The 25,656-nt window shown below is 59.5% G+C and carries 24 protein-coding genes; 9 read left to right on the forward strand and 15 right to left on the reverse strand.

Going from position 1 to position 25,656, the window contains the following annotated elements:
• The first annotated feature begins 8 nt into the window (after positions 1-8).
• The gene (locus tag IB254_RS23260) at positions 9-413 is read left to right on the forward strand and encodes a hypothetical protein (protein WP_008026806.1); all 405 of its coding nucleotides are present in this window, start codon (positions 9-11) and stop codon (positions 411-413) included.
• 225 nt (positions 414-638) lie between these two features.
• Here the strand turns inward: IB254_RS23260 and IB254_RS23265 are convergent, their stop codons facing one another.
• The 3 genes from IB254_RS23265 to IB254_RS23275 all read right to left on the reverse strand — a co-directional run bounded on the left by IB254_RS23265 (position 639) and on the right by IB254_RS23275 (position 3,661).
• The gene (locus tag IB254_RS23265) at positions 639-1,526 is read right to left on the reverse strand and encodes a LysR family transcriptional regulator (RefSeq protein ID WP_192419644.1); all 888 of its coding nucleotides are present in this window, start codon (positions 1,524-1,526) and stop codon (positions 639-641) included.
• Between the two features lie 67 nt (positions 1,527-1,593).
• Positions 1,594-2,313, reverse strand: coding sequence for an SDR family oxidoreductase (locus tag IB254_RS23270; protein ID WP_192419646.1), 720 nt, complete (start codon positions 2,311-2,313; stop codon positions 1,594-1,596).
• Positions 2,314-2,455: 142 nt separating this feature from the next.
• Complete coding sequence (locus IB254_RS23275; protein WP_008026793.1) at positions 2,456-3,661, reverse strand: MFS transporter; 1,206 nt, start codon at positions 3,659-3,661, stop codon at positions 2,456-2,458.
• A 214-nt stretch (positions 3,662-3,875) separates the two neighbouring features.
• Between IB254_RS23275 and IB254_RS23280 the strand changes: the two genes are divergently transcribed.
• On the forward strand, positions 3,876-4,493 hold the full coding sequence (locus IB254_RS23280; RefSeq protein WP_192419648.1) for a hypothetical protein: 618 nt from the start codon (positions 3,876-3,878) through the stop codon (positions 4,491-4,493).
• Positions 4,494-4,671: 178 nt separating this feature from the next.
• Here the strand turns inward: IB254_RS23280 and IB254_RS23285 are convergent, their stop codons facing one another.
• From IB254_RS23285 to gcl, 8 genes are all read right to left on the reverse strand, one after another.
• Positions 4,672-5,667 (reverse strand): sulfate ABC transporter substrate-binding protein, encoded by a 996-nt coding sequence (locus tag IB254_RS23285; protein WP_192419649.1) that lies wholly within the window; start codon positions 5,665-5,667, stop codon positions 4,672-4,674.
• 93 nt (positions 5,668-5,760) lie between these two features.
• A complete protein-coding gene (locus tag IB254_RS23290) occupies positions 5,761-6,585 on the reverse strand; it encodes an ion transporter (protein ID WP_192419651.1) in 825 nt (274 codons plus the stop codon).
• Positions 6,586-6,606: 21 nt separating this feature from the next.
• Positions 6,607-7,521 (reverse strand): urea transporter, encoded by a 915-nt coding sequence (locus IB254_RS23295; RefSeq protein WP_192419653.1) that lies wholly within the window; start codon positions 7,519-7,521, stop codon positions 6,607-6,609.
• 167 nt (positions 7,522-7,688) lie between these two features.
• On the reverse strand, positions 7,689-9,104 hold the full coding sequence (gene pyk, locus IB254_RS23300; RefSeq protein WP_192419655.1) for a pyruvate kinase: 1,416 nt from the start codon (positions 9,102-9,104) through the stop codon (positions 7,689-7,691).
• Positions 9,094-10,374, reverse strand: a complete 1,281-nt coding sequence (locus IB254_RS23305; RefSeq protein ID WP_008026780.1) for a glycerate kinase — start codon at positions 10,372-10,374, stop codon at positions 9,094-9,096. Before IB254_RS23305 ends, pyk begins: the two co-directional genes overlap by 11 nt.
• A 141-nt stretch (positions 10,375-10,515) precedes the next feature.
• Positions 10,516-11,406: a 2-hydroxy-3-oxopropionate reductase gene (locus IB254_RS23310; RefSeq protein WP_008026778.1), complete on the reverse strand. Its 891-nt coding sequence runs from the start codon at positions 11,404-11,406 to the stop codon at positions 10,516-10,518.
• A 149-nt stretch (positions 11,407-11,555) separates the two neighbouring features.
• Positions 11,556-12,338, reverse strand: coding sequence for a hydroxypyruvate isomerase (gene hyi, locus IB254_RS23315; RefSeq protein WP_192226085.1), 783 nt, complete (start codon positions 12,336-12,338; stop codon positions 11,556-11,558).
• A 132-nt stretch (positions 12,339-12,470) separates the two neighbouring features.
• Positions 12,471-14,246, reverse strand: coding sequence for a glyoxylate carboligase (gcl, locus tag IB254_RS23320; protein WP_008026775.1), 1,776 nt, complete (start codon positions 14,244-14,246; stop codon positions 12,471-12,473).
• 267 nt (positions 14,247-14,513) lie between these two features.
• On the opposite strand from gcl, the gene IB254_RS23325 reads away from it, so the two are divergent.
• Positions 14,514-14,954, forward strand: a complete 441-nt coding sequence (locus tag IB254_RS23325) for a GlcG/HbpS family heme-binding protein (RefSeq protein ID WP_192419657.1) — start codon at positions 14,514-14,516, stop codon at positions 14,952-14,954.
• 193 nt (positions 14,955-15,147) lie between these two features.
• Complete coding sequence (locus IB254_RS23330) at positions 15,148-15,606, forward strand: REP-associated tyrosine transposase (protein ID WP_192419659.1); 459 nt, start codon at positions 15,148-15,150, stop codon at positions 15,604-15,606.
• Between the two features lie 110 nt (positions 15,607-15,716).
• Here the strand turns inward: IB254_RS23330 and IB254_RS23335 are convergent, their stop codons facing one another.
• A complete protein-coding gene (locus tag IB254_RS23335) occupies positions 15,717-16,325 on the reverse strand; it encodes a TetR/AcrR family transcriptional regulator (RefSeq protein ID WP_192226089.1) in 609 nt (202 codons plus the stop codon).
• A gap of 134 nt (positions 16,326-16,459) precedes the next feature.
• On the opposite strand from IB254_RS23335, the gene IB254_RS23340 reads away from it, so the two are divergent.
• Positions 16,460-17,374 (forward strand): DUF808 domain-containing protein, encoded by a 915-nt coding sequence (locus IB254_RS23340; protein ID WP_192419661.1) that lies wholly within the window; start codon positions 16,460-16,462, stop codon positions 17,372-17,374.
• A 183-nt stretch (positions 17,375-17,557) separates the two neighbouring features.
• On the opposite strand, the gene IB254_RS23345 is transcribed toward IB254_RS23340, so the two are convergent.
• Together IB254_RS23345 and IB254_RS23350 are read right to left on the reverse strand one after the other, a co-directional pair.
• Complete coding sequence (locus tag IB254_RS23345) at positions 17,558-18,346, reverse strand: VacJ family lipoprotein (protein ID WP_192419663.1); 789 nt, start codon at positions 18,344-18,346, stop codon at positions 17,558-17,560.
• The gene (locus IB254_RS23350) at positions 18,339-19,637 is read right to left on the reverse strand and encodes a serine/threonine protein kinase (protein WP_192419665.1); all 1,299 of its coding nucleotides are present in this window, start codon (positions 19,635-19,637) and stop codon (positions 18,339-18,341) included. Before IB254_RS23350 ends, IB254_RS23345 begins: the two co-directional genes overlap by 8 nt.
• A 225-nt stretch (positions 19,638-19,862) precedes the next feature.
• Between IB254_RS23350 and IB254_RS23355 the strand changes: the two genes are divergently transcribed.
• A complete protein-coding gene (locus IB254_RS23355; RefSeq protein WP_192226095.1) occupies positions 19,863-20,231 on the forward strand; it encodes a hypothetical protein in 369 nt (122 codons plus the stop codon).
• 87 nt (positions 20,232-20,318) lie between these two features.
• Here the strand turns inward: IB254_RS23355 and IB254_RS23360 are convergent, their stop codons facing one another.
• Positions 20,319-21,920: a beta (1-6) glucans synthase gene (locus IB254_RS23360; RefSeq protein ID WP_192419667.1), complete on the reverse strand. Its 1,602-nt coding sequence runs from the start codon at positions 21,918-21,920 to the stop codon at positions 20,319-20,321.
• 301 nt (positions 21,921-22,221) lie between these two features.
• On the opposite strand from IB254_RS23360, the gene IB254_RS23365 reads away from it, so the two are divergent.
• From IB254_RS23365 to IB254_RS23375, 3 genes are all read left to right on the forward strand, one after another.
• Positions 22,222-23,073 carry a glycine betaine ABC transporter substrate-binding protein gene (locus IB254_RS23365; protein ID WP_008039894.1) on the forward strand — a complete coding sequence of 284 codons (852 nt, stop codon included), beginning with the start codon at positions 22,222-22,224 and terminating at the stop codon, positions 23,071-23,073.
• A gap of 271 nt (positions 23,074-23,344) precedes the next feature.
• Positions 23,345-23,656 carry a DUF485 domain-containing protein gene (locus IB254_RS23370; protein WP_192419669.1) on the forward strand — a complete coding sequence of 104 codons (312 nt, stop codon included), beginning with the start codon at positions 23,345-23,347 and terminating at the stop codon, positions 23,654-23,656.
• Entirely contained in the window at positions 23,653-25,311 is a 1,659-nt protein-coding gene (locus IB254_RS23375; RefSeq protein ID WP_008026758.1) for a cation acetate symporter, read from the forward strand. The genes IB254_RS23370 and IB254_RS23375 overlap by 4 nt, the downstream gene beginning before the upstream one ends.
• Positions 25,312-25,656: the final 345 nt, after the last annotated feature.

Raw genomic sequence — 25,656 nt, forward strand, 5'->3', positions numbered from 1 at the left:
CCACCGCCATGACCGCCATTGCTCGTATTACCCTGCTCAGTCTGGTTTTGGGGTTAAGCGCGTGTGCGGTCCAGCGCCCAGAGCCGACGTCGCTGCCACCGATCCCGCCGTCGCAGCCCCGCCCGACACCGTCAACGACACCGACACCAGGCAAGCCAAGTATTCCGGCCAAACCCGCCAAACCGCTGCCACGCACCTCGGCCAGCTTCGCACCGCCACCGGGCGGTAACAGCCATTGGGATCAGAAGCTCGGCGTATATGTGCTCGATGACCAGACCAACACCTTCTACCGCCAGCGCACGTACTACCGCTGGAACAACGGCTGGAGCCGCTCGATCAGCCCGAACGGGCCATGGGAAGACACGGACATCCATGGCGTACCCGGTGGGTTGGGACGGCAATTCGGGCAGTAAATGGAAACGGCGATCTACGGATCGCCGTTTTGCTGTCTGGGTTTTGTCAGTTCGCAATTATCGTTGGCACCTTGAGGAGGGTTCGGATGCCCACTTTGTAGGAGCCGGCTTGCTGGCGATGAGGCCTTTGAATATTGCGTTGTATTTGAGGTTGCTATCGTTGACAGAAGAAACTTCAACCGGCCACTCCTGCGGACGATGCGGGATTACAGGGAAACCGCTTTTTCACGCCACACCAGCCATCAGTTTCTGCACATACTCCACAAACGCCCGAGCCTTGGCGCTGGCCATCCGCCCGGTTGGAAACACCGCCCAGAGTTCCTGAATCGGCAGCGTCCACTCCGTCATTACCTCCCTGACCACTCCGCTGGCCAGCTCCGGCGCAAACATCCACGCCGACGCCATGGTCACACCTTGATGGGCCAGCACCGCTTCACGCAGACCTTCCGCGGCGCTGACGCGAATCCTGCCGTTGACGGTCACGGTTTGTTCTTCACCCGCCTTTTTGAACGGCCAGAGAGCGCCGCCCGCCAGCGTGTAAATCACCGCCTGATGCTGGCTCAGATCGGCAGGGCAGGCGGGTTCGCCGTGTTGTTCGAAGTACGCTGGCGTACCCAGTAACACGCGTCGGCATTCGGCGATTTTTCGCGCGGTGAGGTTCGAATCGCTCAAGGTGCCCATGCGCAGGGCGACGTCGATCCCTTCTTCCACCAGATTGACGTTGCGATCATCCAGCATCAGGTCGATGGTCAATTCAGGGTTTTGCTCGAGAAACGGCCCGAGGTGCGGGACGATGTGCATCCGGCCGAAGGTCACGGCGGCGCAGATGCGCAGGTTGCCTGTCAGCCCGTTGGCGGCACCGCGAGCCTCATTGTCAGCTTCATCGGCTTCTTCGATGGCACGCTTGGCGCGTTCGAAAAACGCCAGCCCGGCTTCGGTTGGTGTCAGTCCTCGGGTCGAGCGCAACAGCAGCCGGACCGCGAGCCGTGCTTCCAGCTGTGCGATGGTTTTCGACACGGCGGGCTGGCCGATATTCAGCCGTCGCGCGGCAGCGGAAAACGAACCGGTTTCCACCACGTAGACGAAGGTTTCCATTGCGGCCAAGCGGTCCATCTTTAGTCCTTGTGAAGATCAGAATTGTAGGAGTGAGCCGGCTCACCCCTACAAGGGATGGTGGGGGTCAGAACGCCGCTTTGCCTATTGAAGAACCACCGTCTACAAAGAGCGTCTGGCCGGTGATGAACCCGCTCTGTTCTGACAGCAAAAATGCAATCGCCGCGGCAATCTCTTGCGGCTGTCCCAGACGCCCCATCGGCACACCGGCCAGATAACGCGCCTCGCCCTCGCTTCCCGGCGGGTTGTTGGCGCGAAACAGCTCCGTTTCCGTCGGTCCCGGTGCCACGGCGTTCACCGTCACGCCGGTTTGTGCCAGTTCCAGCGCCCAGGAGCGCGTGAAGCTGATCAGCGCCGCTTTTGCCGCTGCGTACGCCGTGCGGTGAGTAATCCCGAGTACCGTCAGGCTGGAAATGTTCACCACCCGACCCCAACCCTTGGCGCGCATGTTCGGCAGCAGCGCCTGGGTGGCCTGCAACGCCGAATGCAGGTTGACCCGCATTACGTCATCGAACGTATCGAGGTCAATTTCTCCCAACACTTGCGGGCGTACAAGGCCGACGTTGTTGACCAGCCCATCGAATTCGTAAGTCCCGGCCAGGTCCGCCAGCACTTGCTGGGTGAGTGCCCTGTCGCTCAAATCCAGCGGAAACAGGATGCCGGGAAAACTCAGGTCAGGGGTGCGGGCGATGCCAACCACCCGGTGTCCGGCGCGGTCCAGGTGCTCGGCCACCGCGCGGCCAATGCCTTTGCTGGCGCCGGTGATGAGAAAAGTACGTCGGGTCATTGCACACTCCTTGAACAAAACATGCCGCAGGTCAGGCGGCATTTGAACTGGTCAACCGCAAATGCGCGAGCACAATGTCAAAAGCCGCTCTTCTTTCCTGGCCGATTCGGCGATCCGACTTGCCCGCGAAGCTTTTGGCGTCTTAAGCGGTAGCCAGCGAACGCTTCTCTGAAACACTCAAAAACCGCAACAACGCCAACAGCGGAAACGCGCTACCCACAATCACGATCCACAACCAGCCGCCATGCTCGTACACCGCACTGGCTACCGAGGAGCCAAACGCGCCGCCGATGAAGATGCTGGTCATGTACAACGCGTTCAGGCGACTGCGGCTTTTGGCGTCGAGGGCGTAGACCGCCCGTTGGCCGAGGACCATGTTCATCTGTACGCAGAAGTCGAGCACCACGCCGGTGACGGCGAGGCCGATGACGCTGTAGGCCGGATGGATGAATGCTGGCAGGAAGCTCAGGCTGGCGAACAGCAGCGCCAGCAGCGAAGCGATGCGGGTGTGGCCAGCATCGGCGAGTCGACCGGCGATGGGCGCGGCGATGGCTCCGATGGCGCCGACCAGGGCGAAAATCGCGATCTGGGTTTGCGACAAGCCATGATTACGCGCCAACTCCAGCGGCACGGCGGTCCAGAACAGGCTGAACGTGGCGAACATGCAGCCCTGATAAAACGCGCGCTGGCGCAATACCGGTTGCTGGCGCAGCAGCGTCCACAGCGAACCGAGTAACTGGCCATAAGAGGCGCTGTGATCAGGCTGGCGTTTGGGGATCGTGACGGCCAGCACGATGCTGATGGCCGCCATCAACACCGCCGCAATCACAAACATCGCCCGCCAGCCGAAGTGGTCAGCCACGACGCTGGATACCGGTCGCGCCAGCAGGATCCCTAGCAGCAAACCACCCATGATCCCGCCGACCACTCGACCGCGAGATTCTTCCGGTGCCAGGTGCGCGGCCAGTGGAATCAGGATCTGTACCGACACCGAGCTGAACCCCACCAGCAACGAGATCAGCAGAAATACATTCGGCTGATCGGTGAACGCGGCGCCCAACAGACTGGCAATCGCCACCACGGTGGTGATAATCATCAGTCGGCGGTTTTCCAGCAGGTCACCCAACGGCACCAGGAAGAACAGGCCCAGCGCGTAGCCAATCTGGGTCAGCGAAACGATCAGGCTGGCCATGGTGCTGGTCAGGCCGATGTCGGGCGCGATCAGGCCGATGATCGGTTGCGCGTAGTAAATGTTGGCAACGATGGCGCCGCAGCAGAAGGCAAACAGCAGCACCATGCCTTTGGTCATTGTCGCGGCGCCGTGGGGCGCCTGAGTCGCTGAGTTCATAACGTGTCTCGCTGAACAGAAAGGAATGCGTGAAGGCTAAGTGGCAGGCCGAATCGGCGGAAGAGGGATTGGAGTGATATCAATCATTCCTTTGCGGAATGAGTGGCGCTGGAACCTGCGCCTGAATTTCAAGATCCGATGATACATTCACTTACATCTTGTTCGATAGCGTGCTTATGTTCTCTCTTACGACTCATCACCGGAAGGCACTTTCATGAACGCGATGTTCCGTTACCTGATTCGCGGCACTTTGATCGGATTGTTCATGGCAAGCCTCGCCCAGGCAGCGGACGCACCGGGCATGCGCATCGGCGTACGCGGCGAGATCACCGGGGTCAGCCCTGACGTGGTGAAGGTCCACGTCAACAGCGGCGAAAACGTGGTCATCAACCTGACCAGGGACACCAAAATCCGTGCCGTCACCCTGGCCAATATTGAAGACATCAAACCGGGCAGCTACATCGGCTCGGCGGCCATTGCGCAGGAAGATGGCTCGCTCAAAGCGCTGGAAGTCCATGTCTTTCCACCAGAGCTGGCCGGTAGTGGCGACGGCCATCGACCCTTCGACCTGGTCAAGGGCAGCAGTATGACCAACGGCAGCGTCGGTGATCTGGTGGTCAGTAATGGTCGAGTGTTGACCGTCAACTACAAGGGCGGACAGCAGAAGATCCTGGTGCCGGAGGATGTGCCGATCGTGAACCTGGTGCCGGGGGATCGCAGCTTGCTGAAGGTGGGTGTGAAGATCGTGACGTTTGTGACCCAGAGTGCGGATGGAACGCTGACCGCTCAATCCATCTCGGCCGGCAAGGACGGCGTCACTCCGCCGATGTAACAGCACACCACGGTCCCTGTGGGAGCGAGCCTGCTCGCGATGGCGGTGGGTCATTCACATTGATGGTGACTGATACACCGCCATCGCGAGCAGGCTCACTCCTACAAGGGACTTCAGCGAACACAAAAATAAAAAAGGCGACCTTCTCAGGTCGCCTTTTTCATTGGGCTATCAGCGTTTACTGAGCGTAAATCTGATCAAAGATCCCACCATCATTGAAGTGCGTCTTCTGCACGGTGCGCCAGTCACCGAAGGTCTTCTCCACCGACAGGAAATCCACTTTCGGGAAGCGGTCGGTGTACTTGGCCAGTACTGCCGGGTCACGCGGACGCAGGTAGTTTGCCGCAGCAATTTCCTGACCTTCCGGCGACCACAGGTACTTCAGGTATTCCTCGGCCGCTGCGCGGGTGCCTTTCTTCTCGACCACTTTTTCGACCACGGCCACTGGCGGCTCGGCTTCAGCGGAGACGCTTGGGTAGATCACTTCGAACTGATCACGGCCAAACTCGCGGGCAATCATTTCTGCTTCGTTTTCGAAAGTCACCAACACGTCGCCGAGCTGGTTGGTCATGAAGGTAGTAGTAGCCGCACGGCCACCGGTATCCAGCACCGGTGCTTGCTTGAACAGCTTGCCGACGAAGGCCTTGGCCTTGTTCTCGTCACCGCCGTTCTTCAGCACATAACCCCAGGCCGAAAGGTAGGTGTAGCGGCCGTTGCCCGAGGTTTTCGGGTTCGGCACGATTACTTGCACACCGTCCTTGAGTAGATCCGGCCAGTCTTTCAGGGCTTTCGGGTTGCCTTTGCGGACGATGAACACCGTGGCCGAGGTGAACGGCGCGCTGTGGTTCGGCAGCAGGGTGACCCAGTTGTCCGGGACCAGTTTGCCGTTGTCTGCCAAGGCGTTGATGTCGGTGGCCATGTTCATGGTGATGACGTCAGCCGGCAGGCCGTCGATCACGGAACGCGCCTGTTTGCTCGAACCACCGAAAGACATCTGCAGGGTGATGTTTTCGTTGTGTTCGGCTTGCCAGTGTTTCTGGAAGGCAGCGTTGTAGTCCTTGTAGAAATCGCGCATCACGTCGTAGGAAACGTTGAGCAGGGTCGGTGCAGCCTGAGCCACGCTGGTCAATGCCAGGCCAGCGGCCAGAAGTGAGGCGCCAAAGAGTTTTTTCACTGCGCATTCCTTGTTCTAATTTAAATGTGAGGCAATTTGCCAGCGACTATAACCGGGCTCGTATAGTCCTTTAAAGATTAAAAAGCACTTTGCTTATTCCAGTTTTTTGAACAACACATTGCCGCACCGCGAGCAAAATGCAGCGCCGTGCTCGTGGCTGTTTTTCTTGCACACCGGGCAGTCGTGTTGCAACTGTTCGCCACGCATGGCGTTGGCCAGTTCGGCGGTGAAAATCCCGGTGGGCACGGCGATGATCGAGTAACCCGTGATCATCACCAGCGACGAAATCACTTGGCCTAGGGGCGTCTTCGGCACGATGTCGCCGAAGCCGACGGTGGTCAGCGTCACGATAGCCCAGTAGATGCCTTTTGGAATGCTGGTGAAGCCATGCTCCGGGCCTTCGATCACGTACATCAGCGTGCCGAACACCGTGACGAGCGTGCAGACGCTGACCAGAAAAACCACGATCTTCTGCTTGCTGCCACGCAGCGCCAACATCAGGTAATTGGCTTGCTTGAGGTACGGACTGAGCTTGAGCACACGGAAAATCCGCAGCATCCGGATGATCCGGATAATCAGCAGGTACTGCGCATCGGCGTAATACAGCGCAAGGATGCCGGGTACGATCGCCAGCAAATCCACCAGCCCGTAGAAGCTGAAGGCATAACGCAGCGGCTTGGGCGAACAGTACAGGCGCAGGCCATATTCGATGGCGAAAATGACCGTGAAGCCCCACTCGATGTACGCCAGCACATTGGCGTAGTTCTGATGAATCGCGTCGATGCTGTCGAGCATCACGATGACGATGCTGGCGAGGATGATCAACAGCAGAATGCCGTCGAAGCGCCGCCCGGCCTTGGTGTCGCTCTGGAAAACCATGACGTAAAGGTCTTCACGCCAGTTTTTGTTGCTGTCCATGGAAAACGCCTGAATCGAGAATCAGCGCAGCCTAGGGTGATTCTCCTCCAGAGTGCAAGGCGTACCGGCGACGGTGGTCTTGCCGAACATTTGCACAACCGTGCGGATCAGCCAGCAAGAGAGGATGAACGGCGCGGTCAGCGTTGGCAGGCCGATGGCGGCAAACACCGGCGTCAGCAACAGCGCCGATGCGATGCCAACCAGCGGCAGCCACGGCTGCTGGCGCTGCGAGCTGAGGGCGAGGGCGGTGAGTACGGCGTTATAGCCACCGAGGCCGATCAATGCGCTATAGAAGTCTTGATGCAGCAGGCTCCAGCCCATGCCCGCGACAGACGCCAACATCGCCCAGTAGAATGCGCGGCGATCAGCGATCAGCAAACCCACGGCAATCATCGCACCGGCCAGCGGATGACCGAGGAACATCACCTGGCCGAGGCCTTTCAGGGGGGCGAGGAGCATGTTCAACGCACTGACTTCGATCAAATGCGCTTGCGTCGAGGGGGTGGCGAAGCACAGCAGCAACCAGCCCAATCCCACGAAAGGCGCCGTATAGGCCGGCAGGTATTGGCTGACCCGGATTCGTTTGAGCCACTGCTGAGTGAGCATCGCACTCAATCCACCCGCAGCAATGATCAGCGGCGGCAACAGCGCAGACCAGGGGAAATACAGGCTCAGCAGCAAACCGAGCAGGACACCGTTGTAACTGAACAGCCCGGCCTGACGATCGGCCTTGGCGTAGTGGCGACGTTGCGCGGTGAGCAAACCGGCGACACCGCCCAGCAACGCGCCGCCGAGCAGGGCCGGTGCGGTGAATAGAATGGCGAGCAGGCACAACAGACCAAACAGCGGATGGCGCTGGAGGAAAATCTGGCTGAAGCCGTTGAGCAGGGCAGTCGCCCAATCGGGGCAGTGGGTGTTGAAGTGGTTGGCAGGCATGATGAAGTCTGTGGGTGTTTCAGTGAAACCGAGTCGGTCGAGCGCGACCCCGGCTCATCGCCAGCAGGCTGGCTCCCACACTGAATCTGCGTTCAGTCTTGATTTCGTTATCGACACAAAACCAATGTGGGAGCCAGCCTGCTGGCGATGAGGCCGGTATGGGCACTCTAGATCAACGTCTCGATACGCAAAGAGTTAGTCGACCCAGGCTGCCCAAACGGCACACCCGCCGTGATCAATAACGTGTCGCCGCGCTGCGCCATGCCCTGCGCCTGCGCAATTTCCAGCGCCGTCGAGCACACTTCATCCACCTGGCGCAGACGATCATTGACCACCGAATGCACCCCCCAAGCCACCGTCAAGCGGCGAGCGGTCTGCAGGTTCGGCGTCAGGTTCAGAATCGGCACCGTCGGCCGTTCCCGCGCCGCCCGCAGACTCGACGTGCCGGACTCGCTGTAGTTCACCAGCACTGCCACCGGCAACACATTACTGATGCGACGAATCGCACAGCTGATCGCATCGGAAACGGTCGCCTCGGCTTTCGGCCGGCTGACGTCCAGTTGCGTCTGATAGTCCGGACCGTTTTCCACCTGGCGGATTATCTTGCTCATCATCTGCACAGCTTCTATCGGGTATTCGCCGGACGCGGTTTCCGCCGACAGCATCACGGCGTCTGCACCTTCGGCCACGGCGTTGGCCACATCGGTGACTTCGGCGCGGGTCGGGGCCGGGGAGAAGCGCATCGACTCCAGCATCTGCGTCGCCACCACCACCGGTTTGCCGAGTTGGCGGCAGATGCTGATGATGTTCTTCTGAATCTGCGGCACGCTTTCGGCGGGCACTTCGACGCCGAGGTCGCCACGGGCAACCATGATCGCGTCGCTCAATTCGGCGATTTCCCGCAGTTGCGTGACCGCCGATGGCTTCTCGATCTTGGCCATCAAAAACGCTTTGTCGCCGATCAGTTCACGCGCTTCGCGAATGTCTTCCGGGCGCTGCACGAACGACAGCGCGACCCAATCCACGCCCAACTCCAGACCGAAACTCAAATCGCGGCGATCCTTGGCCGTCAGCGGGCTCAACTCCAGCACCGCTTGCGGCACGTTCACGCCTTTGCGGTCCGAGAGTTCGCCGCCATTGAGCACCGTGGTGTCGATTGCATCAGCGTATTTGGTGACCACGCGCAGTCGCAGTTTGCCGTCGTCGAGCAGCAAGTCCATGCCCGGCTCCAGCGCGGCGATGATTTCCGGGTGCGGCAGGTTGACCCGGCGTTGATCGCCCGGCGCCGGGTCCAGGTCCAGGCGCAGGGCCTGACCGCGATGCAGTTGCACCTTGCCTTCGGCGAACTTGCCGACCCGCAGTTTCGGGCCTTGCAGGTCCATCAGGATCCCGAGCGGATAATTCAGTTGGCGCTCGACTTCACGAATCCATTGATAGCGTTGAGCGTGGTCGGCGTGATCGCCGTGGCTGAAGTTCAGGCGGAAGATGTTGACCCCGGCCTGCACCAACTCGCGGATGTCTTCGATCCCGTCGGTGGCCGGGCCGAGGGTGGCGAGGATTTTGACCTTTTTATCAGGCGTCATTTTTTGTGCTCTCGAGAATCAGGATGGCGCGGAAGTCGTTGACGTTGGTGCGGGTCGGCTCGGTGACGATCAATGCGTCGAGCGCCGCGAAATAGCCGTAGCCATTGTTGTTGTCGAGTTCATCGCTGGCGCTCAAACCGAGGGCGGCGGCGCGGGCGTAGCTGTCCGGAGTCATGATCGCCCCGGCATTGTCTTCGGAGCCGTCGATGCCATCGGTGTCGCCGGCCAGCGCGTAGACGCCGGGCAAGCCTTTGAGGCTGTCGGTCAGGCTCAGGAGGAATTCGGCGTTGCGTCCGCCGCGACCATTGCCGCGCACGGTGACCGTGGTTTCACCGCCCGAAAGGATCACGCACGGTGCCGCCAATGGCTGGCCATGCAGGACCACTTGCCGCGCGATGCCGGCGTGAACCTTGGCCACCTCGCGGGATTCGCCTTCCAGGTCGCCGAGGATCAGCGGACTGAAACCGGCCTGACGGGCTTTCACCGCGGCGGCTTCAAGCGACTGTTGCGGACGGGCGATCAATTGGAAATGACTGCGCGCCAGGCTCGGGTCGCCGGGTTTGACCGTCTCCGATTCCGGGCTTTGCAGCCAGTTGCGCACCGACGCCGGGACTTCAATGTCGTAGCGCTTGAGGATCGCCAACGCTTCGGCGGAGGTGCTCGGGTCGGCCACGGTGGGGCCGGAGGCGATGACCGTGGCGAGGTCGCCCGGCACATCGGAAATCGCATAGGTATAAACAGTGGCGGGCCAGCAGGCTTTGCCGAGACGGCCGCCCTTGATCGCCGAGAGGTGCTTGCGCACGCAGTTCATCTCGCCGATGGTCGCGCCGGATTTGAGCAGGGCTTTGTTGATCGATTGCTTGTCGGCGAGCGTAATCCCTTGGGCCGGAAGGGCGAGCAACGCAGAACCGCCACCGGAAAGCAGGAAGATGACGCGGTCGTCTTCGCTCAGGTTGCTGACCAGATCCAGTACACGCTTGGCGACGGCCAGGCCGGCGGCGTCCGGTACCGGGTGAGCGGCTTCGACGACTTCGATTTTTTCGCACGGGGCGCCGTGACCGTAACGCGTCACCACCAGGCCGGACACTTCACCCTGCCAGCAGCGCTCGACCACTTGAGCCATGGCGGCGGCGGCTTTGCCGGCGCCGATGACGATCACGCGACCGCTGCGGTCGGTGGGCAAATGAGCTTCGAGGACTTGCTGCGGATGGGCCGCGTCAATGGCTGTGGCAAACAGCTCACGCAGGAATTGTTGCGGATCGACCGACATGGCGGGCTCCCGGAATTCTTGTTATTGGAGGGCGACTCGGTCCTGTAGGAGCCGGCTTGCTGGCGATGCAGACGACACGGTCTGCCCTGCACACCGAGGTGATGCCATCGCCGGCAAGCCGGCTCCTACAGGGATAGCGTGTTACTTATCGCGAATCGAGAAATTCGCCATGTGCTCCAGGCCTTTGATCAGCGCCGAGTGGTCCCAGTTGCTGCCACCGATGGCCGCGCAGGTGCTGAACACTTGCTGGGCGTTGGCGGTGTTCGGCAGGTTGATGTTCAGCTCTTTGGCGCCTTGCAGGGCCAGGTTCAGGTCCTTCTGGTGCAGGCTGATGCGGAAACCTGGATCGAAGGTGCCTTTGATCATGCGCTCGCCATGCACTTCGAGGATTTTCGACGAAGCGAAACCGCCCATCAGCGCTTCACGCACCTTGGCTGGATCGGCACCGTTTTTCGAAGCGAACAGCAGGGCTTCGGCCACGGCCTGGATGTTCAGCGCGACGATGATCTGGTTCGCCACTTTCGCGGTTTGACCGTCGCCGTTACCGCCCACCAGGGTGATGTTCTTGCCCATCGCCTGGAACAGCGGCAGGGCGCGTTCGAAGGCATCGGCATCGCCGCCGACCATGATGCTCAGGGTCGCAGCCTTGGCACCGACTTCACCGCCGGACACCGGCGCGTCGAGGTACTGCGCGCCTTTTTCGTTGATCTTGGCTGCGAAGGCTTTGGTGGCGGTGGGCGAGATCGAGCTCATGTCGATGACGACTTTGCCCTTGCCGACACCGGCCGCAATGCCGTCGGCACGGAACAGCACGTCATCGACCTGCGGGGTATCCGGCACCATGACAATGATGAATTCAGCTTCTTGCGCAACTTCTTTCGGGTTCGCCAGGGCGACAGCGCCACCGGCGATCAGGTCGGCAGGCGCGGCATCGTGGTGCGCCGACAGGAACAGGCTGTGACCGGCTTTCTGCAGGTTCAACGCCATTGGGTGGCCCATGATGCCGGTGCCGATAAATCCGATTTTAGCCATGAGAAATTCCTCTTGTTTTTATTGCTGCTGCAAACAAATGGGGACTGCTTTTGTAGGAGCCGGCTTGCTGGCGATGGCATCGACACGGTGTATCAGAAACACCGCGTCGCCTGGATCGCCAGCAAGCCGGCTCCTACAAGGGAGCTGAGTTAGATCGCGTTATGGGTTTTCAGCCAGCCCAGGCCCGCTTCGGTGGTGGTCAGCGGCTTGTATTCGCAACCAACCCAACCCTGATAACCAATCCGGTCCAGGTGTTCGAACAGAAAGCGGTAGTTGATTTCACCGGTGCCCGGTTCGTTGCGCCCCGGGTTGTCCGCCAATTGCACGTGATTGATTTCACTGAGGTGCGATTGCAGGGTGCGGGCCAGGTCGCCTTCCATGATTTGCATGTGATAGATGTCGTATTGCAGGAACAGATTGGCGCTGCCGACCTGTTCGCGAATCGACAGGGCTTGCGCCGTGTTGTTCAGGTAGAACCCTGGGATGTCGCGGGTGTTGATCGCTTCCATCACCAGTTTGATGCCCGCCGCTTGCAGCTTGTCGGCCGCGTACTTGAGGTTGGCGACAAAGGTTTTTTCCACGGTGGCATCGTCGACGCCTTGTGGACGAATACCGGCCAGGCAGTTGACCTGGGTGTTGCCCAGTACTTGCGCGTAGGCAATGGCCAGATCGACCCCGGCGCGGAATTCTTCAACCCGGTCCGGCAGGCACGCGATACCGCGTTCGCCTTTGGCCCAGTCACCGGCCGGCAGGTTGAACAACACCTGGGTCAGACCGTTGGCGTCGAGCTTGGCCTTGATTTCGGCGGAGCTGAAATCGTAAGGGAACAGGTATTCGACACCACTGAAGCCGGCCTTGGCGGCCGCTTCGAAACGGGCAAGAAAATCCTGTTCGGTGAACAGCATAGACAGGTTGGCTGCGAAACGCGGCATGGTGGTCTCCCGTAAATATGTGGCCCTTGTAGGAGCCGGCTTGCTGGCGATAGCGGTGTATCAATCGACATTGATGTGGATGACACACCGCATCGCCAGCAAGCCGGCTCCTACAGAGGGAGCGGTCAGCTGTTAATCAAGCAGCGAAATCGCGGTCGGCGCATCGTTGCCGACCAGCGCCAGGTCTTCGAATTCGTTGACGGCGTTGATCTCGGTGCCCATGGAAATGTTGGTCACGCGCTCCAGAATAATCTCGACGATCACCGGCACCTTGAACTCTTCGATCAGCTCCTGGGCCCTGCGCAGTGCAGGCTGGATCTGAGCCGGTTCGAACACACGCAGCGCCTTGCAACCGAGGCCTTCGGCAACCGCGACGTGGTCGACACCGTAACCGTTGAGTTCCGGAGCGTTCAGGTTATCGAAGGACAGCTGCACGCAGTAGTCCATGTCGAAACCGCGCTGGGCCTGACGAATCAGCCCCAGGTACGAATTGTTTACCACAACGTGGATGTACGGCAGCTTGAACTGCGCGCCCACCGCCAATTCTTCGATCATGAACTGGAAGTCATAGTCGCCCGACAACGCCACAACCTTGCGGTTCGGATCGGCCTTGACCACGCCCAGTGCAGCCGGAATGGTCCAGCCCAGCGGGCCGGCCTGACCGCAGTTGATCCAGTGACGCGGCTTGTAGACGTGCAGGAATTGCGCGCCGGCAATCTGTGACAGACCGATGGTGCTGACGTAGCAGGTGTCTTTGCCGAACACCTGGTTCATTTCTTCGTAAACGCGCTGCGGTTTGACCGGCACGTTATCGAAGTGCGTCTTGCGTTGCAGGCTGGCTTTGCGCTGCTGGCAGTCTTGCAGCCAGGCGCTGCGGTTTTTCAGCTTGCCGGCGGCTTGCCATTCGCGAGCGACTTCGATGAACACGGTCAGCGCGGCAGCGGCGTCGGAGACGATGCCCAGGTCCGGGTTGAACACGCGGCCGATTTGCGTCGGCTCGATGTCAACGTGAATGAACTTGCGGCCTTCGGTGTACACGTCGATCGAGCCGGTGTGGCGGTTGGCCCAACGGTTACCGACGCCCAGTACCACGTCGGACTTCAGCAGGGTGGCGTTGCCGTAACGGTGCGAAGTCTGCAAACCCACCATGCCGACCATCAACGGGTGATCGTCCGGGATCGTGCCCCAGCCCATCAGGGTCGGGATCACCGGAATGCCGGTCAGCTCGGCGAATTCCACCAGCAACTCGCTGGCGTCGGCATTGATGATGCCGCCACCGGCGACCAGCAATGGACGCTCGGCCTGATCGAGCATGGCCAGGGCCTTCTCGATTTGCACGCGGTTAGCGGTTGGCTTGGCCAGTGGCAGCGGTTCGTAGGCGTCGATGTCGAATTCGATTTCAGCCATCTGCACGTCGAACGGCAGGTCGATCAGCACCGGGCCTGGACGGCCGGAGCGCATTTCGTAGAAGGCTTTCTGGAACGCATACGGCACCTGGCCCGGTTCCATGACCGTGGTCGCCCACTTGGTCACTGGCTTGACGATGGTGGTGATGTCGACAGCCTGGAAGTCTTCCTTGTGCATACGGGCGCGGGGTGCTTGCCCGGTGATGCACAGAATCGGGATCGAGTCGGCCGAGGCGCTGTAGAGCCCGGTGACCATGTCAGTACCGGCCGGGCCGGAAGTGCCGATGCACACGCCGATGTTACCGGCCTTGGTGCGGGTGTAGCCCTCGGCCATGTGCGACGCGCCTTCAACGTGTCGAGCGAGGACGTGATCGATGCCGCCGACCTTTTGCAGGGCGGAGTACAGCGGGTTGATGGCGGCACCGGGGATGCCAAAAGCGGTATCAACCCCTTCGCGGCGCATCACCAGAACGGCGGCTTCGATTGCTCTCATTTTGCTCATGGTTTTGTGCCTCTTACGTTTTGTAATTGTATACAAGTGGCTTTGCGCAGAGTGTATTCACGGCGGACGGCGCAGGTCAATCCATTTTCTCAAGCGACTGTTTCATTCGTCGGAAGCCTGTTCTGCTGTGGCTTTTCGTCGCATGTGGCGCTTTTCGAAAATTATTGTATACAAAAAAATAACTCATTGTGTTCTATTTGTTGCATCGGACTGCGATGCAAGCGCGCAGTCCTTCCGCTTTCCCTATAACAAAATGAGGACGGCACCATGAGCGCTTTAACCTTGAAAGTGGCAGTCAACCTGACCAGTCAGGCCATCTCCGCCGCGCGTGCAATCAACGCGGCCCCTTTGACCATCGCCGTGCTGGATGCCGGCGGACACCTGGTTTCCCTGCAACGTGAAGACAGCGCCAGCCTGCTGCGCCCGCAGATCGCCATCGGCAAAGCCTGGGGCGCTATCGCGCTGGGCAAAGGCTCACGCCTGCTGGCGCTGGACGCCCAGCAACGCCCGGCGTTTATCGCGGCGTTGAACAGCCTGGGGCAGGGCAGCGTGGTGCCGGCACCGGGCGGTGTGTTGATTCGGGATCAGGACGGGAATGTGCTGGGGGCGGTGGGGATCAGCGGGGACTTGTCGGATGTTGATGAGCAGTGTGCGATCAATGCGATCGAGGCGTTGGGGTTGCGGGCGGATGCGGGGGTAGCAGCTTGAATCATGGGTGACTGATCCACCGCTATCGCCAGCAGGCTGGCTCCCACAGGGAACATCTGAGTGTCAGAGATCAACTGTGGGAGCCAGCCTGCTGGCGATGACAAACCGTCAGACACATCCATCTAAATGTCTGCCCCACCCTTGGGTAATATCAGGACTAGCCTTCTTCATGAATTAATCAAGGGGCAAAGGAATGCCTGATTTACCCGCTTCAAATCGTTTACGCATCGGCCGCTATGCCGAGCCAAACCGCATCTATCTGTTGACCACCAATACACTCGCCAGAAAACCTGTTTTCAAGAATTTCATCTTGGGCAGATTGGTCGTCGCACAGTTTCGCGCCGCGCACGACCAAGGCTGCGTTAATTCATTGGCCTGGGTCATCATGCCCGATCATTTCCATTGGCTGGTCGAGTTACAGCAGGGATCGTTGGGTGACCTGATGCAAAAGACTAAATCACTGAGCACCAAGGCGGTGAGTCAGTTCACTGGCCGCAAGATCACCCTCTGGCAGAAAGGCTTTCACGACCGGGCTCTGCGGCGGGAAGAGGATTTGGTAAAGGTGGCGCGGTATGTCGTGGCCAACCCGTTGCGGGCTGGACTGGTGGAAAAGCTTGGCGACTATTCTCTGTGGGATGCCATTTGGCTTTGAGCTGAAACCGAGTCGTCTTCATCGCTAGCAGGCTAGCTCCCACACTGGCGCTATGACGTTCACAAATCCCCTGTGGGAGCTAGCCTGCTAGCGATAAAGTCACCGCAATCTTAATGATCCGGTTCACACCCCTTGAGCACCAACCGGATAATCGTCTGCGCCGCCGCTTCGTAATCCTCTTCATCCAGCTTGGCCTTGCCGGTGATGGCAGTGATCTGCCAGTCAAAGTCGGCATAGGTCTGGGTCGCGGCCCAGATGCTGAACATCAGGTGGTTGGGGTCGATGGGGGCGATCTGTCCGCGGTCGATCCAGGTCTGGATGCAGTCGATGTTGTGTTTCGCCTGGCTGTTCAGTTGTTCGACCAGGTCGGCGCTCAGGTGCGGGGCGCCATGCATGATTTCGCTGGCGAACACCTTGGAGGCGAAGGGCAAATCGCGGGAGATGCGGATTTTCGAGCGGATGTAGCCGCTCAGCACTTCACTGGGCACGCCGTCGGCGTTGAACGGCGTCGAGGCCTGCAGAATCGGCTCGATGATGCTTTCCAGAACCTCGCGGTAGAGGTTTTCCTTGGATTTGAAGTAGTAGTAGACGTTGGGCTTGGGCAAACCCGCCTTGGCTGCGATGTCACTGGTTTTGGTCGCAGCGAAGCCCTTGTCGGCAAATTCTTCACTGGCGGCACGCAGGATCAGTTCTTTGTTGCGCTCGCGGATAGTGCTCATAAACCAGGTGGTTCCTTGCCTGTTCAGGCGGTTGCGCATGGTAGCACCGGCCTCGCGCGGCGCTCAAGAATGCCCCGTGTGGCGCTCGGCCGCGCTATGCTGCGCAGCATTCATTCCAGAAGGACACCTGATTCATGGCAGGAAGCAGTTTACTGTTGCTGATCGACGACATTGCCGCGGTACTCGACGATGTGGCGTTGATGACCAAAATGGCCGCCAAGAAAACCGCCGGCGTGCTCGGTGACGACCTGGCGCTCAATGCCCAGCAGGTCAGCGGCGTACGTGCCGAACGGGAAATCCCGGTCGTTTGGGCGGTGGCGAAGGGCTCGTTTCTCAACAAACTGATTCTGGTGCCGTCAGCGCTGGCGATCAGTGCATTCATTCCGTGGCTGGTTACGCCGTTGCTGATGGTCGGCGGCGCCTACCTGTGCTTCGAAGGTTTTGAAAAACTCGCGCACAAATTCCTGCACAGCAAGGCGGAAGACCAGGCCGGGCATGCGGAGCTTGTCGAGGCTGTGGCCGACCCGGCGGTGGATCTGGTGGCGTTCGAAAAGGACAAGATCAAGGGCGCCATCCGTACCGACTTCATTCTCTCGGCCGAAATCATCGCCATCACCCTCGGCACTGTGGCCGATGCGTCGCTGACCCAGCAGGTCATCGTGCTCTCGGGCATTGCCATCGTCATGACCATCGGCGTCTACGGCCTGGTAGCCGGCATCGTCAAGCTCGATGACCTCGGTCTGTGGCTGACCCAGAAGCCCGGCCAAATGGCTAAAAGCATCGGCAACGGCATCCTGCGTGCGGCGCCGTACATGATGAAAAGCCTGTCGGTGATCGGGACGGCGGCGATGTTCCTGGTCGGTGGCGGGATTCTCACTCATGGCGTGCCGGTGGTTCATCACTGGATTGAAAGTGTCAGCGCGGGGGCGGGCGGTGCGGGGTTTTTCGTGCCAACGCTGCTGAATGCGGTAGCGGGAATTGTGGCGGGTGCGGTGGTGTTGGCGGGTGTGATGGTTGTCAGCAAGCTTTGGCAGGTAATCAAACGCTGAACCTGTAGGAGCCGGCTTGCTGGCGATGGTCGTTAACGATAACGCGGGGGTACTGGTTAAGCGCGGCGTACTTGAGACCATCGCCAGCAAGCCGGCTCCTACACCGTGGGCCCTGCACCCCAGTGAAAGCTGCAAAAAAGGCCATTCGATTCACATCGAATGGCCTTTTTTGTTGCCGATGAATTACTCGGCGATCTGCAACTTGCGCGACTCGGTGTACACGTAACGCACCTTTTCGTATTCGAACGGCGAGTTCAGCTGGCCGTAGCGGAAGCTGGTCTGGTGGCGCTTGTCGATGCTACGCAGGACCCACACTTCAGGGTGGTTGGAACTGACTTCGGAGACGTTCAGGAAGTTGATCGCCGACTCGGCGGTGAAGTCCACGGCCAGGCCGCCGGTGTCGCGGATGTTGGACGGGCCGAGGATCGGCAGCACGAAGTAGGCGCCGCCCGGTACGCCGTAGAAGCCGAGCGTCTGGCCGAAGTCTTCGCTCTGGCGCGGCAGGCCCATGGCGGTGGCCGGGTCCCACAAGCCGGCGATGCCGATGGTGGTGTTGAGCAACAGGCGTGCGGTGGTTTCCATCGAGCGCTTGCCCTTGAACTGCAGCAGGCTGTTCATCAGGTTCGGTACGTCGCCGAGGTTGTTGAAGAAGTTACTGACGCCAGTGCGCAGGAAGCTCGGCGTGATGTAGCGATAACCGTCGACCACCGGCAGAAAGACCCATTCGTCGAAGCGGTAGTTGAAGTGATACACCCGACGGTTCCACTCTTCCAGCGGGTCGTAGACGGCCAGCGCGCTGAGCGTCGAACGCTCGAACTCGCGCTGATCCAGGCCCGGGTTGAACTTGAGTTTGCTCAACGGCTCCTTGAAGCCGTCGCTGTCGATGACAACCGGGGCGTTGGCTTTGCTGTTGTCGGCATTGGCGACGCCTGCACAGAGTAACGCTGCGATTAGCAGGAGGTATTTAGCCACGGAAGAACTCCAGCATGGCGTCGCTGTTGACGCGATAGTTAAGGTTGCCGCAGTGGCCGCCCAGTGGATAAACAGTCAAGCGATCACCAAAGGTCTTGCGCAGGAAACCGAGGTCACCCGGGCCGAGGATCACGTCGTCTGCGTTGTGCATGACCGCGATTTTCGGGCTGTCGTGCAGGTAATCCTTCAGGGCATACAGGCTGACCTGGTCGATCAGTTGCAGCAGGCTGCCGCCGTCAGTGCGCGCGCGCCACATCGGGATCACTTGTTCGGTGATGTAGCAGTCAAAGTCGCACTGCAGCGCACGCTTGAGGTACGGCGTGAGGCTGGTACCTTCGGTGATGGGCGTTTTCGGCGGAGTGATCAGGCCGCGACGGTTGATCAGGTCCGAAGTGAAGGCGATGTCGGCCGCCGAGAAGCGGAACGACGTGCCGATCAGCATGGCCATTTGTTCGTTGGTCAGGTGCTGCTTGGACTGCTGGAAGTCGTAGAGCAGGGCGTCGTTGAGGTCGATGTAGCCTTTTTGCTGGAAGTAGCGGGTCAGTTTGTTCAGTACCAGTTCATAGAACGTGGTGCTGTTGGTGATGCCCTTGACCTCTGTCTGGACCAGCTTGTCGAGATTGGTGATCGAGGTGTAGAGGTTCACCGGCGGGTTCAGCAGCAAGACTTTCTTGAAGTTGAAGCTACGGCGGGTTTCATCCAGATGCGCGACAAATGCCGCATCCAGCGCCCCCAGGCTGTAGCCGGTCAGGTAGTAATCAGTGACGGCCACTTTCGGGTTTTGTGCCCGCACGGCCTGCATCACCCGGTACATGTCTTCGGCGTCATCCTTGGTGATGCCGGGTGTGGCAAAGCGTGAAGCGGCGCTCATGAAGTCGAAGCTGGTGGGCGACGACAGTTGCACTACGTGGTAACCCGCCTTGTAGTAGAGCTTTTTCAGGTATTCGTTAAGGCTGCTGTCATAGCGCGCACCGGTGCCGGCGATCAGGAAGATCAACGGGGCGGCTTTATCCTGGGTGGCGATGCGGTAGGTCAGCTTCTTCACCGGCCAGAAGTTGTCCGGCAGTTCGAACTCGCGCTCCGGGCGCAGCGTGACGCTGCGGGTTTCCTGGTCGATGTCTTCGTCAAGCGGCAACTCCGGACGCAGGTCCGGTGGCGTCGTGGCGATGGTCGCCTCGAACGGGTTGGTCAAGGGATAGCCATAACTGGCGGCGTCGATATCGGCCGCCAGTGCGGACGCACTCAAGATAAGGCCGCTAAACAGGGCGGCGAAGCGCAAGGAACGGAGCATGACTGGATCCCTTATAGAAAGGTGCCGAATGAAGTTCGCAGGCTATGACCACGGGGGTTGCGCCAAAGTGCCATGTATCGGCACCAATCAGGCCAAATTTCAGAGTAATAGTAGCTGGACGATACACTTTGCAGTGATTGAGTGCCCAGTTAACTGTTGTTAAGGCTTGCGTCAGGCTGCCGGGGGATTAAGCTGGCCGCCGTTTTTCGCTGATTGGAGTGCTTCATGTCCCGCCGTTTACCGGTAATTCTGCTGCTTGTTTTGCTGCCTTTATGGTTGGCCGCCAGTTATGGCGCGCGGTATGGCTTCATGGAGGATGCGCAATGGGTCGGCCTCTGCGCGGACGAGGCGAGCCGCTGGGAATGCCTGGTCCGTTCGAACCTGGGCCTGATGATTCATTTCCAGGTGTTGGGTTGGGCGGCAGTGGCCGCCGCCGTGATCGGCTTCGTGTTGCCGGGGCGGGCAGGGTGGTGGTTGGCGGTGTTGGCGCTGGTGTTCGGGTTTCCGGCGTTGGCGTTGTACAACACGACGATGGCGGTGTTTGCGGTGGTGATTGCCGGGTTGCGGTTGGTCCGGGCATCCCGCGGCGCCTGATGTATCGAATCGCCGGCAAGCCGGCTCCTACAATGAATCCGTGGCGATCACAATCCTGTAGGAGCCAGCTTGCTGGCGATGGGGCCATCAGCCTTTGCGAACCCGCAAACAGCGCCACAACGCAGCCACCATCAACACGCTCACCAGCGCCCAGCCCCAGGCCTGCTGATTCTGCAAACCTTCGCGGTACAGCTGCGGTGCAATGCCTGCACCGATGATGAAGGTCAGAAGCGCGATTTCACGACGTGGCACGCTCACCGGCCGGCACAGATAGACCAGCGCGGGCAGGATGAAAGCTACGCTCGGAAAACTGCGGTAACGCGGATCGAACACCAGTTCCAGCATCATCACCGCCGCTGCAAAACCTGCTGTTGCCAGCAACCAGCCGGCCCGGCGCTCCAGCACATTGAAGGCCCGTTCACGCCAGCCGATGCGCGCGCTCAACGTCAACGCGGCATGCGCCAGCACCAGCAAATTAAGACCCGTCAGCAAGGCGACCCACAACCACTCACTGGCAAACCGCGTGGTGACCCGTGCCAGGTCGCCCCAGGCACCTATCGAGCAGGCCGCCAGCGCGCCGAGCAGTGGCAGCACCAACGCAGAACGGGTGCTGAGGACGCGACCGCCAAGGATCAGCGTGAACAGGAAAATCACGCCACCCACCGCCAGCCATTGCGACCAGTACGGCACGTTCGACACGGGACCTGCCAGCACGCCCTTGTCCTGACGGTCGGCGTCAAACAGTCCCCAGTAACCGCCCACAGCTCCTTCGCTGGCGCGTTTCCACGGTTGGTCGAAGGCTTCGATCAGGTTGTAGTGCCAGCCTTCCTGCTCGGCAATGATGACGAATGCGCGAATGAACTTGGCTTCATTGACCCGGCTCGGCAAGGCGGTTTCGCGCTGGCGACCTTCACTCGGCCAGCCGGTTTCGCCAATCATCACGTCCTTGGGGGCGAATTTGTTGCCGAACACCTGGCGCACTTCGCGAACATGTTGCAGCGCGGCGTCGATGTTCGACGGGTCGTCTTCCCAATACGGCAGCAGGTGGATGGTCAGGAAGTCCACCGCCGGGGCAATTTCCGGGTGTTTGAGCCAGAACTCCCAGACGTCGGCATAAGTGACAGGCTGCTTGACCTGGCTTTTGACCTTGTTGATCAGCCTGGCCAATTGCGCACCGGTGACTTCCTTGCGCAACAGGGCTTCGTTGCCGACGATCACCGACGTGACCACGTCCGGGTTGGCGTTGGCCGAGGCGATCAGCAGGTCGACTTCTTTCTCGGTGTCTATCGGGTTGCTGTTCACCCACGCACCGATCATCAACTTCAGGCCATGCTTGCGCGCCAGATCGGGCAGGGCCTCGAGGCCGGTCATGGAATAGGTGCGAATGCACTCGAAGCGGGTGGCCAGCAGCGCGAGGTCGGCATCCATGCGCTCGGGGCGCAACTTGAATGGCTGGTCGAAGGGCGATTGGTCTTTGTCGAACGGCGTGTAGGAGGCGCACTGCAATTTGGGTTTATGCGTTGCGTTGGCCACGTCCGCCAGGATCACCGGTTTACCGAGACCATACCAAAAGCCGCCAAGGGCAAAAAGCCCGAGCAGGCAGGCGAACAGATAAGCAAAAAAAGGAAAGCGTGAGGTCGCGGACATGGTCAGGCCGTGTGGGAGCAAAGCCGCGCATGTTACCCGCATTTGGCCCGCGCTTGGTGGCCCGCATAATTTTGACATGCAAAGTTCGGGCGGATTGCCCGAAGCCTTTCAGCGCGTCGTGATTAATGGCGTTCTGATGTCGTTTCTCGATGCCTTGAGGTCGCTGGCAGCACAGGTTCAGGTTGGCGTCAGGTTGATTATCAATGCGTCAGTAGCCCCATTGATAAATCGCGCTGATGATCGTACGAGTTTGCGGTGAGGCGTGATGGGCGCGCAGTGCACCATAACAATACGTTGACGCGACTCGGCATCCGTCGAGCGCAGCACTTTCGGGGAAGTAACGATGAAGATGCGACGACTTTTAGGCGCGGGTGCCGCACTGGTACTTGCGATTGGCTCCACGATGGCCAATGCCGAGAGCAAAACCCTGAGCATCGGTTACGTTGACGGCTGGTCCGACAGCGTCGCGACCACCCACGTGGCGGCCGAAGTGATCAAGCAGAAACTGGGTTATGACGTGAAGCTGCAAGCCGTCGCCACCGGGATCATGTGGCAGGGTGTGGCCACAGGCAAACTCGACGCCATGCTGTCCGCCTGGCTGCCGGTGACTCACGGCGAATACTGGACCAAGAACAAGGATCAGGTCGTCGATTACGGCCCGAACTTCAAGGATGCAAAAATCGGCTTGATCGTGCCGGAGTACGTGAAAGCTAAAACCCTCGATGACCTGAAAACCGACGACAGCTTCAAAAAACGTATTGTCGGCATCGACGCCGGTTCAGGTGTGATGCTCAAGACCGAGCAGGCAATCAAGGACTACGACCTGACCGGGTATCAACTCAAGGCCAGTTCCGGCGCCGGCATGATTGCCGAGCTGACCCGTGCCGAGAAGAAAAACGAATCCATTGCCGTCACCGGTTGGGTGCCGCACTGGATGTTCGCCAAGTGGAAACTGCGCTTCCTGGAAGACCCGAAAGGCGTTTATGGCGCGGCTGAAACCGTGAACAGCATCGGCAGCAAAGAACTGGCAACCAAAGCGCCGGAAGTGGCCAAGTTCCTGAAAAACTTCCAGTGGGCGTCGAAAGACGAAATCGGCGAAGTCATGCTGGCGATTCAGGACGGTGCCAAGCCTGAAGCCGCTGCGAAGGATTGGGTCGCCAAGCATCCGGAGCGCGTTGCAGACTGGACCAAATGATTTGAGCTGACGTTTCTGGTCAGTACTTCTCAAGGCCTCTTGGCATAACAGCCAAGGGGCTTTTTGCTTTTGTGTAGGAGCCAGGCTTGCCGGCGATGGCGATCGTGAGGACGCCTTCGCTGGCAAGCCTGGCTCCTACAGAGGTTGTGCCACACCGAAGATTGGCGATTCTGTCATGTCGCTCTAATACTAAGGTCGTCTGGAACCTGCCCCGCAGCCGCATAGAGTGGATACCGTTCCAACAATAATCTGTGCTGCGAGGATAAAAACAATGAACGACAGCATTTACCTCTCGATTCAAAACAGCCCGCGCTTCAAGGAGCTGGTTAGTAAGCGAGAAAGGTTCGCCTGGATTCTTTCGGCGATCATGCTTGGTCTCTACTCCGGATTCATCCTGTTGATCGCTTACGGGCCACATATTCTGGGCGCGAAAATCAGCCCTGAGTCATCGATAACCTGGGGCATACCGATCGGTGTCGGGCTGATTATTTCGGCCTTCATCCTGACCGGGATCTACGTTCGACGCGCCAATGGCGAATTCGACGACCTGAACAATGCGATTCTCAAGGAGGCTCAGCAATGATCCGGCGTCTAATGGCTCTATTGAGCATCGCAGCTTTCGCACCTGGCGCCTGGGCGGCTGACGCCCTGACCGGCGCCGTACAGAAACAACCCCTGAACATGGCCGCGATCCTGATGTTCGTGGCGTTCGTCGGCGCAACGTTGTACATCACTTACTGGGCCTCCAAGAAAAACAACTCGGCGGCCGACTACTATGCGGCGGGCGGCAAGATCACCGGTTTCCAGAACGGTCTGGCGATTGCCGGCGACTACATGTCTGCGGCGTCCTTCCTGGGTATTTCCGCGCTGGTGTTCACCTCCGGCTACGATGGCCTGATCTACTCGATCGGCTTCCTGGTGGGCTGGCCGATCATTCTGTTCCTGATCGCCGAGCGTCTGCGTAACCTGGGTAAATACACCTTTGCCGACGTGGCGTCCTACCGCCTCGGGCAAACCCAGATCCGTTCGCTGTCCGCTTGCGGTTCGCTGGTGGTAGTGGCGTTCTACCTGATCGCGCAAATGGTTGGTGCCGGCAAGCTGATCCAGCTGCTGTTCGGTCTCGACTATCACGTTGCGGTGATCCTGGTCGGTATCCTGATGTGCATGTACGTGCTGTTCGGCGGCATGCTGGCGACCACTTGGGTGCAAATCATCAAGGCTGTGCTGTTGCTGTCCGGTGCCTCGTTCATGGCGCTGATGGTGATGAAACACGTCAACTTCGACTTCAGTGCACTGTTCTCCGAGGCGATCAAGGTTCACCCTAAAGGTGAGGCGATCATGAGCCCGGGCGGTCTGGTGAAAGACCCGATCTCCGCGTTCTCCCTGGGTCTGGCTCTGATGTTCGGTACTGCTGGCCTGCCACACATCCTGATGCGCTTCTTCACCGTGAGTGACGCAAAAGAAGCCCGCAAGAGCGTGCTGTATGCAACCGGCTTCATTGGTTACTTCTACATCCTGACCTTCATCATCGGCTTCGGCGCGATCTTGCTGGTCAGCACCAACCCGGCCTTCAAAGATGCGGCTGGCGCGCTGTTGGGCGGCAACAACATGGCGGCGGTGCACCTGGCCAACGCGGTTGGTGGCAGTATCTTCCTGGGCTTCATCTCGGCGGTAGCGTTCGCGACCATTCTGGCAGTGGTTGCCGGTCTGACCCTGGCCGGTGCTTCGGCGGTGTCTCACGACCTGTATGCCAGCGTGATCAAGAAAGGCAAGGCCAACGAGAAAGACGAGATTCGTGTCTCGAAAATCACCACCATCGCCCTGGCGGTGCTGGCGATCGGTCTGGGTATTCTGTTCGAGAAGCAGAACATTGCGTTCATGGTGGGCCTGGCGTTCTCCATCGCGGCGAGCTGTAACTTCCCGGTGCTGCTGCTTTCGATGTACTGGAAGAAGCTGACGACTCGCGGTGCGATGATCGGCGGCTGGCTGGGTCTGGTCAGTGCTGTTGGTTTGATGGTGCTGGGGCCAACCATCTGGGTGCAGATCCTGGGTCACGAGAAGGCGGTCTTCCCGTATGAATACCCGGCGCTGTTCTCCATGGCCATTGCGTTTGTGGGGATCTGGTTCTTCTCGATTACTGACAAGTCGACTGCTGCGGATAATGAGCGGGCGCTGTTCTTCCCGCAGTTTGTTCGTTCGCAGACTGGGTTGGGGGCGAGTGGGGCGGTTTCGCACTAAGGCTTCAGGATTGTTGATTTAAGTTACGGTAAACAGGAATGCCCCGGTCGAGAGATCGGGGTATTTTTTATTGGGCGGTTATCGGACGTTTCGGGATTAGGCCTGTCTTTTGTTGATGGGGTACATATCCGTTTCTGCGGTAACGGCGGCTGGCGGTTTCGCCCTTACGGCGACTCACTTTTTTTCAAACGCCAAAAAAAGTAAGCAAAAAAGGCTCACGGTATGACTCACCCACATAGGTAACAAAACAGTTCAAGCACATAGGTAACAGTTTTTAACTGGCACTGGTCGATTCCGAGGATCTGACCATGCCGTGGCGAGAGCTGAAACCTATGGACCTGAAAG

Origin of the sequence: Pseudomonas sp. PDM03 (assembly GCF_014852385.1) — a bacterium.
Taxonomy (GTDB): Bacteria; Pseudomonadota; Gammaproteobacteria; order Pseudomonadales; family Pseudomonadaceae; genus Aquipseudomonas; species Aquipseudomonas migulae.